Annotated in this window: 15 protein-coding genes; 4 read left to right on the top strand and 11 right to left on the bottom strand. The window is 64.6% G+C overall.

What is annotated here, in order from left to right; genetic code table 11:
• Positions 1–93 precede the first annotated feature (93 nt).
• The 3 genes from QX010_RS20555 to QX010_RS20545 are packed head-to-tail and all read right to left on the bottom strand — an operon-like array spanning position 94 to position 958.
• Entirely contained in the window at positions 94–390 is a 297-nt protein-coding gene (locus QX010_RS20555) for an addiction module antidote protein (protein ID WP_316181517.1), read from the bottom strand.
• A gap of 3 nt (positions 391–393) precedes the next feature.
• Positions 394–621 (bottom strand): type II toxin-antitoxin system RelE/ParE family toxin, encoded by a 228-nt coding sequence (locus QX010_RS20550; RefSeq protein ID WP_410051966.1) that lies wholly within the window; start codon positions 619–621, stop codon positions 394–396.
• Between the two features lie 31 nt (positions 622–652).
• Positions 653–958, bottom strand: coding sequence for a hypothetical protein (locus QX010_RS20545; protein WP_316181516.1), 306 nt, complete (start codon positions 956–958; stop codon positions 653–655).
• Positions 959–1,116: 158 nt separating this feature from the next.
• On the opposite strand from QX010_RS20545, the gene QX010_RS20540 reads away from it, so the two are divergent.
• Both QX010_RS20540 and QX010_RS20535 read left to right on the top strand, forming a co-directional pair.
• Positions 1,117–1,992 (top strand): class I SAM-dependent methyltransferase, encoded by an 876-nt coding sequence (locus QX010_RS20540; protein WP_316181514.1) that lies wholly within the window; start codon positions 1,117–1,119, stop codon positions 1,990–1,992.
• A gap of 101 nt (positions 1,993–2,093) precedes the next feature.
• A complete protein-coding gene (locus QX010_RS20535) occupies positions 2,094–2,975 on the top strand; it encodes an AraC family transcriptional regulator (RefSeq protein ID WP_316181513.1) in 882 nt (293 codons plus the stop codon).
• 530 nt (positions 2,976–3,505) lie between these two features.
• Here the strand turns inward: QX010_RS20535 and QX010_RS20530 are convergent.
• Positions 3,506–5,065 carry an oleate hydratase gene (locus QX010_RS20530; RefSeq protein WP_316181511.1) on the bottom strand — a complete coding sequence of 520 codons (1,560 nt, stop codon included), beginning with the start codon at positions 5,063–5,065 and terminating at the stop codon, positions 3,506–3,508.
• Positions 5,066–5,179: 114 nt separating this feature from the next.
• Positions 5,180–6,775: an oleate hydratase gene (locus tag QX010_RS20525; RefSeq protein WP_316181569.1), complete on the bottom strand. Its 1,596-nt coding sequence runs from the start codon at positions 6,773–6,775 to the stop codon at positions 5,180–5,182.
• 258 nt (positions 6,776–7,033) lie between these two features.
• Here QX010_RS20525 and QX010_RS20520 point away from each other — a divergent pair, with 258 nt between their 5' ends.
• On the top strand, positions 7,034–8,191 hold the full coding sequence (locus tag QX010_RS20520) for an IS481 family transposase (protein WP_315800828.1): 1,158 nt from the start codon (positions 7,034–7,036) through the stop codon (positions 8,189–8,191).
• Between the two features lie 112 nt (positions 8,192–8,303).
• Here QX010_RS20520 and QX010_RS20515 read toward each other — a convergent pair whose 3' ends face one another.
• The 6 genes from QX010_RS20515 to QX010_RS20490 form a co-directional block, all read right to left on the bottom strand.
• Positions 8,304–9,779, bottom strand: a complete 1,476-nt coding sequence (locus tag QX010_RS20515; RefSeq protein ID WP_316181567.1) for an ABC transporter ATP-binding protein — start codon at positions 9,777–9,779, stop codon at positions 8,304–8,306.
• 50 nt (positions 9,780–9,829) lie between these two features.
• Entirely contained in the window at positions 9,830–10,513 is a 684-nt protein-coding gene (locus QX010_RS20510) for an isochorismatase family cysteine hydrolase (RefSeq protein ID WP_316181510.1), read from the bottom strand.
• 15 nt (positions 10,514–10,528) lie between these two features.
• Positions 10,529–11,455 carry an ABC transporter permease gene (locus tag QX010_RS20505; RefSeq protein ID WP_316181509.1) on the bottom strand — a complete coding sequence of 309 codons (927 nt, stop codon included), beginning with the start codon at positions 11,453–11,455 and terminating at the stop codon, positions 10,529–10,531.
• A gap of 3 nt (positions 11,456–11,458) precedes the next feature.
• Entirely contained in the window at positions 11,459–12,568 is a 1,110-nt protein-coding gene (locus QX010_RS20500; RefSeq protein WP_316181507.1) for an ABC transporter permease, read from the bottom strand.
• Complete coding sequence (locus QX010_RS20495; RefSeq protein ID WP_315740200.1) at positions 12,565–13,674, bottom strand: BMP family ABC transporter substrate-binding protein; 1,110 nt, start codon at positions 13,672–13,674, stop codon at positions 12,565–12,567. Before QX010_RS20495 ends, QX010_RS20500 begins: the two co-directional genes overlap by 4 nt.
• A gap of 526 nt (positions 13,675–14,200) precedes the next feature.
• Entirely contained in the window at positions 14,201–14,356 is a 156-nt protein-coding gene (locus tag QX010_RS20490; RefSeq protein ID WP_315711478.1) for a hypothetical protein, read from the bottom strand.
• Between the two features lie 225 nt (positions 14,357–14,581).
• Here QX010_RS20490 and QX010_RS20485 point away from each other — a divergent pair, with 225 nt between their 5' ends.
• The gene (locus tag QX010_RS20485) at positions 14,582–15,550 is read left to right on the top strand and encodes an SDR family NAD(P)-dependent oxidoreductase (protein ID WP_316181505.1); all 969 of its coding nucleotides are present in this window, start codon (positions 14,582–14,584) and stop codon (positions 15,548–15,550) included.
• Positions 15,551–15,592: the final 42 nt, after the last annotated feature.

Raw genomic sequence — 15,592 nt, 5'->3', positions numbered from 1 at the left:
ATGCGCGCCGGGAGCCTCCTTCTGGAAGAGTTATTCCGTAGCTGTGTTCCTGAGTAACAAGAGGTATGGAATCGACCGCCCGAATCAAGTTTCTCAGGCCGCTCGGTTTTCGGTCGGCTGGGCGATCAGGCTAATTTCCATAGCTTGAAGCACCTTGAGGATAGTGCTGAATTCCGGCTTTGCTTGCCCACCGAGCGACCGATAGAGATTTTCGCGCGACAGGCCAGCCCTTTCCGCGATCTCGCTCATACCCTTGGCGCGAGCGACGGCGCCGATCGCCGTCGTGATGAGAGAGGGATCGCCGGATTCCAGTGCTTCAGTGAAGTAGGCGGCAATCGTCTCGGGGCTATCGAGATAATCGGCCGCGTCGTACGGTTTGATTTTGGTCACAGCTCAGTCCTCCAAATTGGCCGCCAATTTCTTGGCCTCCGCGACGTCCGCGCTTTGCGATGCTTTGTCGCCGCCACAGAGCAGAACTACGACTTCTTCGCCCCGGTGAACGAAATAGACCCGATAACCCGGGCCGTAGTGTTTCCTCATTTCCCTGACGCCCTCGCCAACCGGTGCGACATCGCCCGGGTTGCCAAGGGCAAGGCGATCAATCCGAGCCAGGATCTTCACTTTTGCTCGGGCAATCCCGCAGTCCTTTGATTCAACTGAAAAATTCGTCGGTTCTCTTAATGGCGGGCATGTGTAGCGTATGCGCTACATTTTTCGGGTCGTCAATGTTGCTCGGGATTTCCGCGCGGCGCAGCGCGGTGGGGTAGGTAGCTCTGGTTTCCATTCGAAGCGGAAAGCTCAATGAAATCAAAAATGCGCGGACCTTGCGGTTTCCCGGATAGCGCTGTAATTTCAATGTATTACCAGCGCTTGGGGGACTAAGGGTCGTGGGTTCGAATCCCGCCGCTCCGACCATTTTTCTCAAATCGGCAGATTTGACACCCCGCACATTCGACATCGGCGATCCGCTTCAGCGTGTCCCTGCCGCGACCCGCTTCGTCCGTGAGACCGGCTTTTCAAGCCTTAGACCGCCCCCTAAACTCCCGAACAGGGCCTGCTGGACGCTGATCGAGCCGGCTCGTTTCATTTGTGACCTTTGTTGTCGAGATTTCCCGCATGGACGCCGCCATCGCCGACACCTCCTTTGGGCATTTCGAGAACGCCGAGCAGATCGCCTTCTGGAACGGTGCGGGCGGCGGGCGCTGGGTCGCGCGCCGCGCCGAGATCGATGCGATGCTGGCGCCGGTGCAGGAGGCGTTGCTGGAGCGCGCGGCGATCCAGGCGGGCGAGCGGGTGCTGGACATCGGCTGCGGCTGCGGCGCGACCTTGATCGCGGCGGCCGAGAAGGTCGGCCCCGGCGGCAGCGTGCTCGGCCTCGACGTCTCCGCGGCCATGCTGACCGCGGCCCACGAACTCGCCCCGGCCGAGGCGCCGGTGAGCTTCGTGCAGGGCGACGCCATGGTGCACCACTTCAAGGCCGCCAGCGCCGATCTCGTGATCTCGCGGCTCGGCGTCATGTACTTCGCCAATCCGGTGCGCGCCGTGCTCAACATCCGCAATGCGCTGCATTCGGAAGGGCGCGTCGCGTTCGCCTGCTGGGGCGAACTGCGCGACAACCCGTGGGCGCTGGAGCCGTTGCAGGCGGCGTATGACCACGTGCCGAAGCTGCCGGGATTGCCGCCGCACGCGCCGGACGATTTCGCATTCGGCGCTCCCGAGTGGATCGAGAAGGTGATGACCGATGCCGGGCTGCGCCGCATCCGGCTGGAGCGTCACGACATCGCACTCGACGTCGGCGCGGGCGCCGGCCTCGACAGCGCGGTGCAGACGGCGCTCGCGATCGGGCCCGCCGGCCGTGCGGTGGCGGGGCAGCCGTCCGAGGCAACGGAGGCCGCGACGGCCGCCGTGAGGAAGGCGCTGGCGCGCTACGCCAGAGGCGCGGGCGTCATGGTGCCCGCCTCGTTCTGGACAGTGACGGCCGTCGATCCGTGAAAGGCGGTCTTGATCACTGAACCCCGTGACAAAGCCGCAAGATCGGTCGAGCGCGTCATGTCCGCCTGCGCTTAGCTGATGCCGCCACGGAGCAAGGAACGATGAAGGCGGCGCTGCGAAACTACCATGCGCGGATGCAGCGGGTGCTGGATCATATCGACCGGCATCTGGAGGATGATCTCGATCTGGACGCGCTGAGCAGCATCGCAGCCTACTCGAAATATCATTTCCACCGGCAGTTCACGGCGACCTTCGGTCTATCAGTGCATCGCTACATCCAGCTCACCCGCATGAAGCGGGCGTCCTATCAGCTGGCCTACAGCGATGCCCAAAGCGTCACCGAGGTCGCGATGGAGGCCGGCTACGATGCGCCGGACGCCTTCGCCCGCGCCTTTCGGCAACGGTTCGGGCAATCGCCGTCATCGTTCCGGAAATCTCCCGACTGGGAGCCGTGGCTTGCGGCCTTCGGGCCTCTCGACGATGCGAGGAGCAAGCTGATGCGGACGACCTATACCCCTGACGACGTGACGATTCGCGAGGTGCCGGCCACGCCGGTGGCGATCATGGAGCATCGCGGCGACCCGGCGACGCTCGGCGCGACCATCCAGCGCTTCATCGCCTGGCGCAAGGCGGCCGGCCTGCACCCCAGGACCCATCCGACCTTCACGGTCTGGCGCTCCGAGCGGCGCCCCGCTTCGCCTGCCGACTACAGCGTGGATCTCTGTGTCGGGACCGATCAGCCGGTCGAGACGGACGACGCGACGATCAGAGCCGGCGTGATCCCCGGAGGACGCTGCGCCGTGCTGCGCGTCGTCGGCAACACCCACAATCTGGAGCCCGCCGCGCTGTTCCTCTATCGCGACTGGCTTCCAGCCAGCGGCGAGGAGGCGCGCGACTTCCCGATCTATTGCCAGCGGCTGAATTTCTTCCCGGAGGTTCCCGAGCACGAGACGGCTGCGGACCTGTTCCTGCCGCTGAAATAGCGCCCGGCGGCCGGATCCATCCTAAAACCTGCAGCCAGGAGCCTTCTCAACCTTGAGTTCCGCCAGGAAGGGGGCTCTGAGGGGGAGAGCGGCCTCCTTTGGAGCGGTTCCAGTTCCCATCCGGGAACCACGAGCGACCGTCTCCGTTAACGATCAAGCCGCTCGATCAGGGCCCCACACCCTGACATTGAACCTTTGCGCGCAGGCGCGCACCAAACCTGTGTTCGGCTCGTTGTGGAGCCGGTTCCAGGAAATTTCAGACTGACATCGGGGTTCACCTCGATGTGCTGTTCATTGTCGTTGAAGGAGGCGCGTATGGTCCTCAGGACTTTGAAAGTTTCGCTGTCCGTTTTTGCCGCTGCAACCTCGGTCGTATCGCTGTTTGCCGTCAGCTGGGTTGGTCTCGCGCTGCTCGGCTACTGACAACTCACGCAAGACGCATGGAGGCGCCATCTGTGCCTCGCGAGACGGAAAGCGCGCCCGGATCGAGCCTGATCCGGGCGCGTTCGTTTTTGCGGATGCGAGAGGCGTCAGGCGAAGGCCTTCTCCATCGTCTCGATCAGCACGCGGAACGACTTGTCGTGCCGCGTGATCGGTGGAATCGCCCTGGTGATACCGAGCAACTGATAGACCGCCATCTGCGCGGCACGCACTGAATATTCCACCGTGAACACGACGTCGTCGGGGATCTCGACGAACTGGCTGACGAAGGCGAGGTTCTTCGAATTCGCCGGCACCGGCAGCGGCCGGTCGGCCTTGTTGCGCGGCATGAACATGCTGGTGATGTAGGGCAGGCGGCATGGCACGCAGGTCGCCTGGTCGAACACCGCAAGGTCGAAGTTGAGGTGGCCGCACAATTCTTTGAGGATGTCGGCGCCGCCGCAATCGGCCATCGCCTTGCCGACGAAATTGCCGATGCGGTCGGGATGCAGTGCATAGCCCCAGAACACCTGTACGTCGGCGGGCTGGCCGGCGAAATGCGGCTGGTGATACAGCACGACCGACATCAGCCAGTTCGACTCGGTGAAGGTGACGAGCCCGCCGGTGCCCGCGGCGTTGCCGCTGAACGCTTCCATCGCGTCGAAGAACCGCGGATTGCGGCAGGTGACGGTGAACGACTCCCAGCAGGATTCCGGGATCGATGAGTTGAACGCGGCGGGATTGCCGAATTCGGGGCGGCCCTTCGCGATTGTCTCCCACAGCGTCCAGCCCTGGCTGTCCTGCTTGGTGAGCCGCGGCGGCGGCGCATCCTGCGTGCCCAGGCTGGTCGCGTCCGTCATCGAGCCGTTCTGCAGGAAGACGAGATCGTCGCTCGACAGCGCGACCGTCTCCGGCTTTCCGCTGCGATCCAGCGTGAGGCGCTTGACCAAATGCTTGCCGGCTTCCGTCGCGATCTCCATGTCGGTGACATCGACGCCGCCGGCGAAATTCACGCCGTGGCCTTCCAGCCATTTGACGAGCGGCACCACGATCGCATCATACTGGTTGAACACGGTGCGCTTGACGCCGGCCAGCGTCTCGATGCGAGGAAACTCGTTCATGAAGCGATGCAGATAGCGCTTGAACTCGACCGCGCTGTGCCAGGGCTGGAACGCGAACGTCGTCTGCCACATGAACCAGAAATTCGTGGTGAAGAACGGCGGCGACAGCCAGTCGGTGATGCGGGAGTTGCCGAGCTTCTCCTCGGAGGCCTCGGTCAGCCGCACCAGTTCGAGCCGGTCCTGCATGGTGAAGCCCATGGTGGAGACGTCGATCTTGTGCCGGTTGCGATCGACGAGGCGCGCCTGCGAATGCGCGACATGGGCCTTGTTGAAGGCAATCGTCTCGTCGCGCACGGTGCGGCGGGGATCGCTGGCATCGGGGATGGTGGAGAGCAGGTCCCACGTGCACTCGTAGTGATCGGTCGTCAGCATGCGGCCGCCGCGCAGCGAATAGGAGCCGTCGGGCAGCCGCGCGCCATCGAGACTGCCGCCATAGGGCAGGTGCTTCTCGTAGATCGTGATGTCGCTGCCCGCGACGCCGCCGTCGCGGATCAGGAATGCCGCGCCGGCCAATGCGCCGATGCCGCTGCCGATGAAATACGCCTTCATGATGGTTCACCCGGATCGTGTGTTACGATCCGGGGCTTAGCTGCCGTGTTCCCTCGCGGAACTGATCCAGGTCAAGCGCTGCGGCGCGCGGTGATCACGATCTCGCGTGGTCCGTCAAGCGAATGATTTCACCACCGACTGCAGCAGCATTTTCAGCGATTTGTCATACGGTGTGACCGGCGGAATGGCGCGGTCGATCTTCAAGAGCTGATAGACCGCATGCATGGCCGCGCGCACCGAATATTCGATCGTGAACACGGCATCCTCGGGCAGCTCGACATATTGGCCGATGAAGGCGAGATTCTGCGAGGTGAGCGGCACCGGCAACGGCCGGTCGCCATAGCTGCGCGGCATGAACATGCTCATGATGTAGGGCATCCAGCACGGCACGCAGGTCGCCTCGTCGAACACGTTGAGCGGAAAGCGCAGATGCCCGCACAGCTCCTTCAGGATTTCGGCGCCGCTGCACTCGGACATCGGCTTCCCCACGAAATTGCCGACGCGATCGGGGTAGAGCCCATAGCCCCAGAAGATCTTGATGGTGCCGGGCTGGTCCGGAAAGTACGGCTGGGTGTAGAGCACGATCGACATCCGCCAGTTCGAATCCTTGAACGTGACGAGCCCGCCGGTGCCGGCGACGTTGCCGGTGAAAGTCTGCATCGCGTCGAAGAAGCGCGCATTGCGGCAGGTGACCGTGAAAGATTCGAAGCTCGACTCCGGAACCGATGAGTTGAACGCGGCCGGATTGCCGAATTCCGGGCGGCCCTGTGCGAGCTTCTCCCAGAGAGTCCAGCCTTGGCTGTCCTCCTTGGTGAGCTGCTTGGGCGGACTGTCGTGGCTGCCGAGGCTGGTCGCGTCCGTCATCGAGCCGGCGGTGTAGAACACGAGGTCATCCGCCGCGAGATCGATGCTGCGGCCGACGAAGTCATGTTCCAGATCGAGGCGCGTGGCGCGATGCTTGCCGTTCTCGGTGACGAGCGCGATGTCAGTGACGTCGGCGCCGCCGACGAAGTTGACACCGTGGCCTTTCAGCCAGCGCATCAGCGGCTTGACGATCGAGTCATTCTGGTTGTGCACCGTCCGCTTGACGCCGCCGAGCGTATCCATCATCGGGAATTCGTTGATGAAGCGGCGCAGATAGCGCCTGAACTCGACCGCGCTGTGCCAGGGCTGGAAGGCGAAGGTCGTCTGCCACATGTACCAGAAGTTCGTCGTGAAGAACGGCGGCGACAGCCAGTCCGAGATCAAGGACTTGCCGAGCTTCTCCTCCGAGGCCTCGGTGAGCCTGGTCATCTCGATGCGGTCCTGCATCGAGAAGCCCATGGTGGAGACGTCGACCTTGTGCCGGTTGCCATCGACCAGCCGCGCCTGCGCGTGGGTGACGTGGAGCTTGTTGAACGCCACGGTCTCCTGGAGGATGGTCTGCTGAGCGTCGGTTTCGCAGGGAATGGTCGACAGCAGGTCCCAGGTGCATTCGTATTGCTCGGTCGTCAGCATGCGCCCGCCGCGCATCGAGTAGGAGCCGTCCGGAAGACGCGCGCCGTCGAGGCTGCCGCCATAGGGCAGGCGCTTTTCGAAAATGGTGATGTCCGATCCGGAGACGCCGCCGTCGCGGATCATGAATGCTGCGCCGGAGAGCGAACCGATGCCGCCACCGATGAAATAGGCCTTCATGAGATCGACCTGTCGAGCAAGGGATTGAAACGAGATAAGGAAAATGTCGCCAGGACGGCCAGGCGGCCGCAACCAGCACGCACTCGCCGCGATGTTACCTCAGCGGGATGAATTAGTCGTCAACAGCTTGAGGTCGTTTACCCCTGGTGTGGCGCAATGTCCCGCTGAGCGGGCCCAACTCCCTCCACCGTCATTGCGAGCGCAGTGTTCAGCCCGGGGACATGGCTGACAGGTGTTCGGAGACATGGTTGACACCTCAAAATTGGCTCGATTCGTCAAGCAAAGGGGCGAGCGATGCCGTGGCGAGAGGTGTCTGTCATGGACCAGCGACGAGAGTTTGTGATGCTTGCCAAGCAGGAGGGAGCCAACCGGCGGCAGCTGTGTCGGCGGTTCGGCATCAGCCCCCAGACCGGCTACAAATGGATCGAGCGGTCTGACGCCGGCGATACGACGCTGGCGGACCGGTCGCGGCGGCCGCATCGAAGTCCGGAGCGCACCGCAGCTGCGACTGAGCAGCAGATTGTCGCGTTGCGCGATGCTCACCCGGCCTGGGGCGCGCGCAAGCTCGCGCATCGTCTCGATCGCGATGGGCAAGCTGTCCCGGCGATCTCCACCGTGCATAACATCCTGCGCCGCTACGATCGGGTGACGGAGCCTGGCGGCACGCCCGGGCAGCCCTACACGCGGTTCGAGAAGGATGCGCCCAATCAGCTGTGGCAGATGGACTTCAAGGGACACAGTGCGCTGGAGAACGGTGTGTCTTGTCATCCGCTCACCGCGCTGGACGATCACTCGCGCTTTTCCTTGTGCCTGGCGGCCTGCGACAATGAGCGCGGCTCTACGGTCAAAGGACATTTGGAGACGACGTTCCGCCGCTATGGACTGCCGGATGCGATGTTCGTCGACAACGGTGGCCCCTGGGGCTTTACTCTCGAAGACCCCTGGACCGCGTTGACGGTCTGGCTGCTGAAGCTCGGCGTTCGAACGATCCATAGCCGGCCCTATCATCCCCAGAGCCGCGGCAAGAACGAACGCTTCCACCGCAGCCTGAAGGCCGAGGTCTTTGCCTTCAAGCGTTACAGGGACCTTCCCGATGTCCAGCGGGCACTCGACGAATGGCGAGCCGTCTACAATCTCGACCGCCCCCATGAGGCTCTCGACTTCAATGTGCCGGCAAGCCGCTATCGGCCCAGCCAACGCACCATGCCGGATCGCCTTCCGACGGTGGACTACGACGAGGGGGAGATCGTCCGTTCCGTGTCGAGCACGAAGGCCTATGTCAGTTTCGAGGGACGGCTCTGGAAAGTCCCTCAAGCCTTTCGCGGTGAGCGACTCGCTATTCGTCCACTCAGCCAAGACGGAAAATTCGGAGTTTTCTTTGCCGCTCATCAGATCGCAGCGATCGATTTGCGTGACCCCAAAAGTGTCAACCATGTCCCCGAACAGGTGTAAGCTATGTCTCCGGGCTAAACACTGCGCTCGCAATGACGCGGTGAGAGCCGGGTTCGCCGTTAACCGCGCGGCAGCCGGCTTGTTTCGTTGTCCGGCGCAGTCGACGTCGGCCTCAATGCCCCGCCATGTGGCGGCCGATTTCGGTGAGATCAGCATCGCTGCCGCGGGTCTCGTAGACCAGCTGGCCGTGGAACATCACGACCAAGCGGTCCGACAGCTCCAGCAGCTCGTCGAGATCCTCGCTGACCAATAGCACGGCGGCGCCGCGATTGCGCGCGGCCATGATCTCGGCGTGGATCTGCGCCACCGCCGCGAAGTCGAGGCCGAAGCAGGGATTGGCGGCGATCAGCACCTCGACGTCGTGACCGAGCTCGCGCGCGAGCACGGCGCGCTGCACGTTGCCGCCCGACAGTGCCGAGATCGGCGTATCCGGCGTGCGGGTCTTGATCTTGTAGCGGTTGATCTTGGTTGTCGCGCCCTGGCGGAAGGCAGCCTTGTTCAGCCACCAGCCGCCGCGGGCGAACGGCGCGCGGTCGAACTCACGCAGCGCGATGTTGTCGGCGACGCTCATGCCGCCGACGCAGGCGTTCTTCAGCGGCTCCTCCGGCAGCAGCGACATCTTGTGCCGGCGCATCTCCTCGCGGCTCGCCACATAGGCCTCGCCGGAGACCCGGATTGCGCCGCTCTCGGCCTCGCGCTGGCCGGCGAGCACCTCGACCAATTGGCGCTGGCCGTTGCCGGAGACCCCGGCAATGCCGACGATCTCGCCGGCGCGCACGGTGAGCGACAGGCTGTGCACAGCGAGGCCGCCGGAATCGTCGCGCGCCACCAGCTTCTCAACCTCGAGCCTGACGTTGCCGGCCTCGCCGGTGCGCGACGGCTGCACCGTGAGCTGCTCGGCGCCGATCATCATCCGTGCCATGTCGTCGGGCGTCAGTTCGGTGACCTTGCCGCGGCCGGCGAGCTTGCCGCGCCGGAGGATGGTGACGTCGTCTGCGAACGCCATCACCTCGCGGAATTTATGCGTGATCATCAGGATGGTCAGCTCGCCGGCCTCGACCATCTTGCGCAGCATGCCCAGAACCTCGTCGGCCTCGCCCGGCGTCAGCACCGAGGTCGGCTCGTCCAGGATCAGGAAGCGGCGCTTGAGATAGAGCTGCTTGAGGATCTCGCATTTCTGCCGTTCGCCCGCGGAGATGTCGGAGACCTTGGCGTCGAGCGGCACGCGGAACGGCATCCGCGCCAGGAAGGCCTCCAGCTCCTTCTTCTCCTTCGCCCAGTTGACCACCGCCGGCACGTCGTCGCGCGCCAGCACCAGGTTTTCCGCGACCGTCATCGCCGGCACCAGGGTGAAGTGTTGATAGACCATCCCGAGGCCGAGCGCGTGCGCGTCCCTGGGATTGTTGATGGCGCGCTCGCGCTCGGCGATCAGCACGTCGCCCTCGGTCGGGCGGTAGTAGCCCATGATGCATTTGACCAGCGTCGACTTGCCGGCGCCGTTCTCGCCGAGCAGCGCGTGGAACGAGCCAGGCCTGACCTTCAGCTCGACATTGTCGAGCGCGGTGAACGCGCCGAAGCGCATCGTCATCGCGATGGCCTCGACGCCGAACGCGCCTGATGGCGTCGGATCGTCGCCGATCACGACAGCGCCTCGATCAGCGCCGCGGAGGTCGCGACCGCGCCGAACACGCCGCCCTGCATCTTGATCATCTTCAGCGCGTGATCGTGGTTGCCCTTGTCGGTGGCACCGCAGCAGTCCGACAGCAGCACGCATTCGAAGCCGCGGTCGTTGGCCTCGCGCATCGTGGTGTGGACGCAGACGTCGGTGGTGATGCCGGTCAGCACGATGTTCTGGATGCCCTTCAGGCGCAGGATCAGCTCGAGGTCGGTGGCGCAGAACGAGCCCTTGCCGGGCTTGTCGATGACGATCTCGCCAGGTAGCGGCGCCAGCTCGGGGATGATCTCCCAGCCTGGCTCGCCGCGCACCAGGATGCGGCCGCACGGGCCGGGATCACCGATGCCGGCGCCGATCTGCTGCGAGCGCCAGCGCTTGTTGGCGGGCAGGTCGGACAGGTCGGTGCGGTGGCCTTCGCGGGTGTGTATGATGCAGAAGCCCTGCGCGCGCATCACGCTGAGCAGGGTCTTGATCGGCTCGATCGGCGCGCGCGTCAGCGACAGATCATAGCCCATCTTGTCGACATAGCCGCCGACGCCGCAGAAATCGGTCTGCATGTCGATCACGATCAGGGCGGTGTTCTCTGGCCTGAGATCGCCGTTGTACGGCCATGCATAGGGCTCGGAGCGGATGGTGCGCGCGGTCATGGTGGACCTCTGAAATCAGCGGGTGATGGACAGCTCGGCCGGCGCGCCGCTCAGGGTGCGTTTCGGCGAGCAGGTGATGATCATGATCAAGAGCGTCAGGATGTACGGCGCGGCGTTGAACAGATGATAGCCGGAGGTGACGCCGACCGATTGCAGCGCCGGTCCGAGCGCTGCGGCACCGCCGAAGGCGAGCGAGGCCCACAGGCACAGCATCGGGTCCCAGCGCGCGAAAATCACGAGCGCCACGGCGGTGATGCCTTGGCCCGAGGAGAGGCCCTCGTTCCAGCTGCCGGGATAGAACAGCGACAGGAACGAGCCGCCGATGCCGGCGAGGAAGCCGCCGGCCATGGTGGCGCGCAGCCGGATCATCAGCACCGAATGACCCATCGCCCGCGCCGCGTCGGCGCTCTCGCCGGCGGTACGGATCAGCAGGCCCCAGCGGGTGGTTCGGAATGCCCACAGCAACAGCGGCGCGAGCACGACGCCGAGCAGGAAGAGGACGTTGATGCGCAAGGTCGCGCGCACCTGCGGCACGTCGCTCCACCAGCCGAAATCGATCGCCGGAAGCCGCGCCGCCGTCGGCTCGATCAGCGGCTTGCCGAGGAAGAAGGCGAGCCCGGTGCCGAACAGCATCAAGGAGATTCCCACCGCGACGTCGTTGACGCGCGGCAGCGAGCAGATGCCGGCATGCAGGGCGCCGAGCAGCGCGCCGGTGAGGCCGGCGGCGAGCACGCCTGCCCACGGCGATCCCGTGAGATAGGAGATGCCATAGGCGCTCATCGCGCCCATCACCAGCGTGCCCTCAAGGCCGAGATTGATGCGACCGGAGCGCTCGGTGATGCATTCCCCTAGGCTCACGAACAGGAACGGCGTGGAGACGCGGATGGCGCCGCCGAGCACCGCCAGCGGCACGGTCCAGAGCCCGATATTGCCGTCAGCCATGGATCAGGACTTTCCCTTGAGGACACCGATGCGGCCATAGAGCGCGTCGCTCGCCAGCACCGAGATGAAGATGATGCCCTGCAGCACCAGCACCGAGGCGTCGGGCAGGCCGAGCCTTCGCTGCAAGAGGCCGCCCGAGGCATTGATGCCGCCGAGCAGGATCGCGACCGGAATGATTGCCAGTGGATTCTGCCGCGCGAGGAAGGCGACGAGGATGCCTGTGAAGCCGTAGCCGACGGCGAGATTGGCATTGGTGCGCCCCTGGACCGCGGCGACCTCGACCATGCCGGCCAGGCCAGCGCAGGCGCCGGCGAGGAAGCAGACCGTCAGGATCAATTTGCCCACGGAGAGGCCAACGATCTTGGCGGCCCGGATGTTGCCGCCGGCGACGCGCGCGGCGAAGCCGAATGTGGTGTGATAGATCAGCACGTAGGACGCGATTGCCGCGATCAGCCCGAACACCAGGCCCCAATGCACGTCGGTGCCTGGGATGCTGCCGATCATGTTGGCGGCGCCGATCTCGCGCGTCGACGGCTTGTTGAGGCTCGCCGGGTCACGCATCGGGCCCTCGACGAGATGGTTGAGGATCGCGAGCGCGATGTAGACCAGCAGCAGGCTGGAGATGGTCTCGTTGACGCCGCGATACTGGCGCAAGCCGCCCGACAGCAGGATCCACAATCCGCCGCCGGTCATGCCCGCGATCACCATCGCGATCTGCACGACGAGCGGCGGCATGCCCTGCAATGCCAGCGCCGCCGAGGTTGCCGACAGCGCGCCGATCAGCAGCGCGCCCTCGCCGCCGATGATCACCATGCCAAGCTGAGCGGGCAGGGCGGTGCACAGCGCGGTGAGGATCAAGGGAGCCGCGCGCGTCAGCGTGTTCTGCCAGGAGAACCAGGTGCCGAAGGCGCCGTAATACATGTACCAGTAGAGGTCGAGCGGGTTCTTGCCGAACAGCGCGACGAAGATGCCGAACACCAGGAGCGCGGCGACCAGCGCCGCGCCCGGGATGAGGATGTATTCAATGCTCGCGCCATGGCGTTGCAGGAAGCCTGCGTCGGCGGCCGGCGCGATGGCGGCCGCATCAACCGGATCGGCCGCCTCCGTGGTCACGACGTCGCTCCGATCACGCCCTCGACCAGATAGTCCATCTTCTCGAGCTCCGGATCCTTCTGGCCGCGCTCGGTGCCGGCGGTGATCACGGTGTTGCCCTTGTTGTCCTTGATCGGGCCCTTGAAGATCGTATAGCCCTCGCCGAGGAACTTGCTCTTGATCTCGTCGGCGTGCTTGCGCGCCTGCTCGGACACCGCCTCGCCATACGCCGAGATCTTGACCACCTCTTCCTTGAGGCCGCCGCGATAGAAGTTCGGAATGCTCTCGCCGGCCTGGAGCATCTTGACGAACTTCGGATACAGCGCTTCCCAATTCCACTCGGCGCCCGTCAGATAGGCCTTCGGCGCCAGCGGCGACTGGTTGACGTGATAGCCGGTGACGAACGCGCCGCGGCGCGCGGCGTTCTCGACCATTGTCTTCGGACCGTCGACATGGCAGGTCAGGACGTCGACGCCCTGGTCGATCAGGCTGTTGGTCGCCTCGGCCTCCTTGACCGGCATCGACCAATCGCCGGTGAAGATCACCTGCGTGGTGGCCTTGGGATTGGCAAGCTGCGCGCCGAGCGTGAAGGCGTTGATGTTGCGCAGGACCTGTGGGATCGGCTTGGCGGCGACGAAGCCGAGCTTGCCGCTCTTGGAGGTGTAGCCCGCGACGATGCCGGCGATGTACTGCGCCTCGTCGATATAGCCGAAATAGGAGCCAGCGTTCTTCGGGTCCTTCTCGCTCCAGAGGCCGCCGCAGTGCTCGAAGCGCAGCTTCGGGTACTTCGCCGCCATCTTGATCATGTGCGGATTGTAGTAGCCGAACGAGGTCGGAAACAGCAGCGTGGCGCCGTCGAGATTGATCATGGACTCGATCGTCTTCTCGACCGCGTCGGTCTCCGGCACCTTCTCCTCTTCGATCACCTTCAGCCCGGGCAGCTTCTTCAGCGCCGCCGCACCCTGCGCATGCGCCTGGTTGTAGCCGTAGTCGTCGCGCGAGCCGACATAGATGAAGCCGATCGTTGTCTCCGCGGCGAAGGCCGGCCGCAGGCCCGCGGCCGCGCCGAGCGTCAGCGCCGCGCCACCCTGCAACAGATGCCGTCGTGAAATCCTGCCAAAGTCCATTGGTGAGCTCCCTCGGCGGGTCGATCCGCCCGCGCTGTCATCTCGGCTTCACCGCCACACGGCGGAGCCTCGAACGGGAGCGATCGCAAGCTTTGTGCCAGCGGCTTTCAGCGCGGCCGAGGAGCTAAGTCACTGAAGTTTTGGTGTTTTGTGGCTGACTGCAAACTGGGCAGTAGCGTGACACGGCAATCATTAGCCTATTAATTGATCAATCGACTGCAATTGTATGCAATGAGTTCGGCCGGGCGGGACCCCCAGACGGTCAGCCGCGCGCCTTCGCGAAACGCGGCTGCCAGATCCCGGGCGTGAATGCCGACGTCTTGGGGGGCGCCAGGCTCTCTGGGAAACAGTCGGCTCTCTCAACGTCATTGCAAGGAGCGCAGCGACGAAGCAATCCAGTGTCCCGTCCACAGCGCTGGATTGCTGCGCTGCGCTCGCAATGACGGATGAGAGCGCAGAACGCAGCAGGGCTCAGAGGCCACGCTTTGCATGGCGTCCTATTGCATGAGAATTCGTCGCGCTGCTCTCAGATCCCGAGCAGCCAGACCGCGACGATGGTGCCGATCACGGCGAGCCCGCTGATCGTCCACCCCGTCACATAGGCGCCGTCGTCCGATCCCGCGGGATCGACCATCGTGTCGCGCCAGCCTTCGTCCTGCCAGTGCCCCTGTTGGTACGCCATGCGAACCTCCTCGAGCCTGCCTCCCCGTGGAATAAGTCGGACGCCCCTCGAGAAGGTTCAACCCCAAGCTGAAATCTTCGTTGCATGCGCTGCAACGCAAATCTCCGACATCCCCTCTGGTCAGGCCGGCGAAACGTCCTAAGCTCGCAAACGCGTTCCACGAAGAGAACGAGCAAGTCGCCGGGGCGGCATGGCCGTCCCGCAGCAGGGAAGGAAGATCATCCGATGAAGGATTTCGCCGGCAGGATCGCCGTGATCACCGGGGGCGGCACGGGCATGGGCCGCGAGCTCGCGCGCCAGCTCGTCGCCGAAGGCTGCAACGTCGCCATGTGCGACGTCTCGACCGAGGCGATGGCCGAAACCAAGCGGCTGTGCGAGGCCGAGAAGCTGCCGCAGGGCCTGCGCGTCACCACCCATGTCGCCGACGTCTCGATCGAGGCGCAGCTCCAGCGTTTTCGCGATGAGCTCGCCGAGCAGCAGGCCACCGACAAGATCCAGCTGCTGTTCAACAATGCCGGCATCGGCGGCGGCGGCAGCCTGTTCACCAATTCAAGAGAGCAATGGGAGCGCACCTTCAACATCTGCTGGGGCGGCGTCTATCTCGGCGTCCGCACCTTCCTGCCGATGCTGCTGAAGGCGGACGAGGCTCATATCGTCAACACCTCGAGCGTCAACGGCTTCTGGGCCTCGGTCGGCATGGGTGTTTCGCACACCGCCTACAGCGCCGCAAAGTTCGCGGTGAAGGGATTTACCGAAGCGCTGATCAACGACCTCCGCCTCAACGCGCCGCACATCAAATGCTCGGTCGTGATGCCCGGCCATATCGGCACCTCGATCGTGTCGAACTCGCGCAAGGTGCAGAGCGGCACCGAGTCCGACGAGCTCAGCGAGACCGAGATCGGGCTAGCGCGCCAGCGCATGAAGGGCATGGGCATCGATGTCTCCGCCATGAGCGACCAGGACATCCAGGCCGCCGCCCGCGAGCGCGCCCGCAGCTTCCTCGAAGACGCGCCGACGACGGCGGCGCAGGCCGCGAAGATCATCCTCGACGGCGTCAAGGCCGACCAGTGGCGCATCCTCGTCGGCGAGGACGCCAAGCTGCTCGACATGCGCGTCCGGCAGTCGCCGGAGCAGGCCTACGAGCCGGAGTTCTTCCAGCGCTTCGCGCAGGAGGCGGGCTGGAAGCTGGGGTAGGGTTGGCGTACGCACGCCTCGACGGTGCCAGTGATTGCGCCC

Source organism: Bradyrhizobium sp. SZCCHNRI1009, from assembly GCF_032487575.1.
Lineage (GTDB): Bacteria > Pseudomonadota > Alphaproteobacteria > Rhizobiales > Xanthobacteraceae > Bradyrhizobium.
This window is presented reverse-complemented; position numbering and strand designations above follow the sequence as displayed.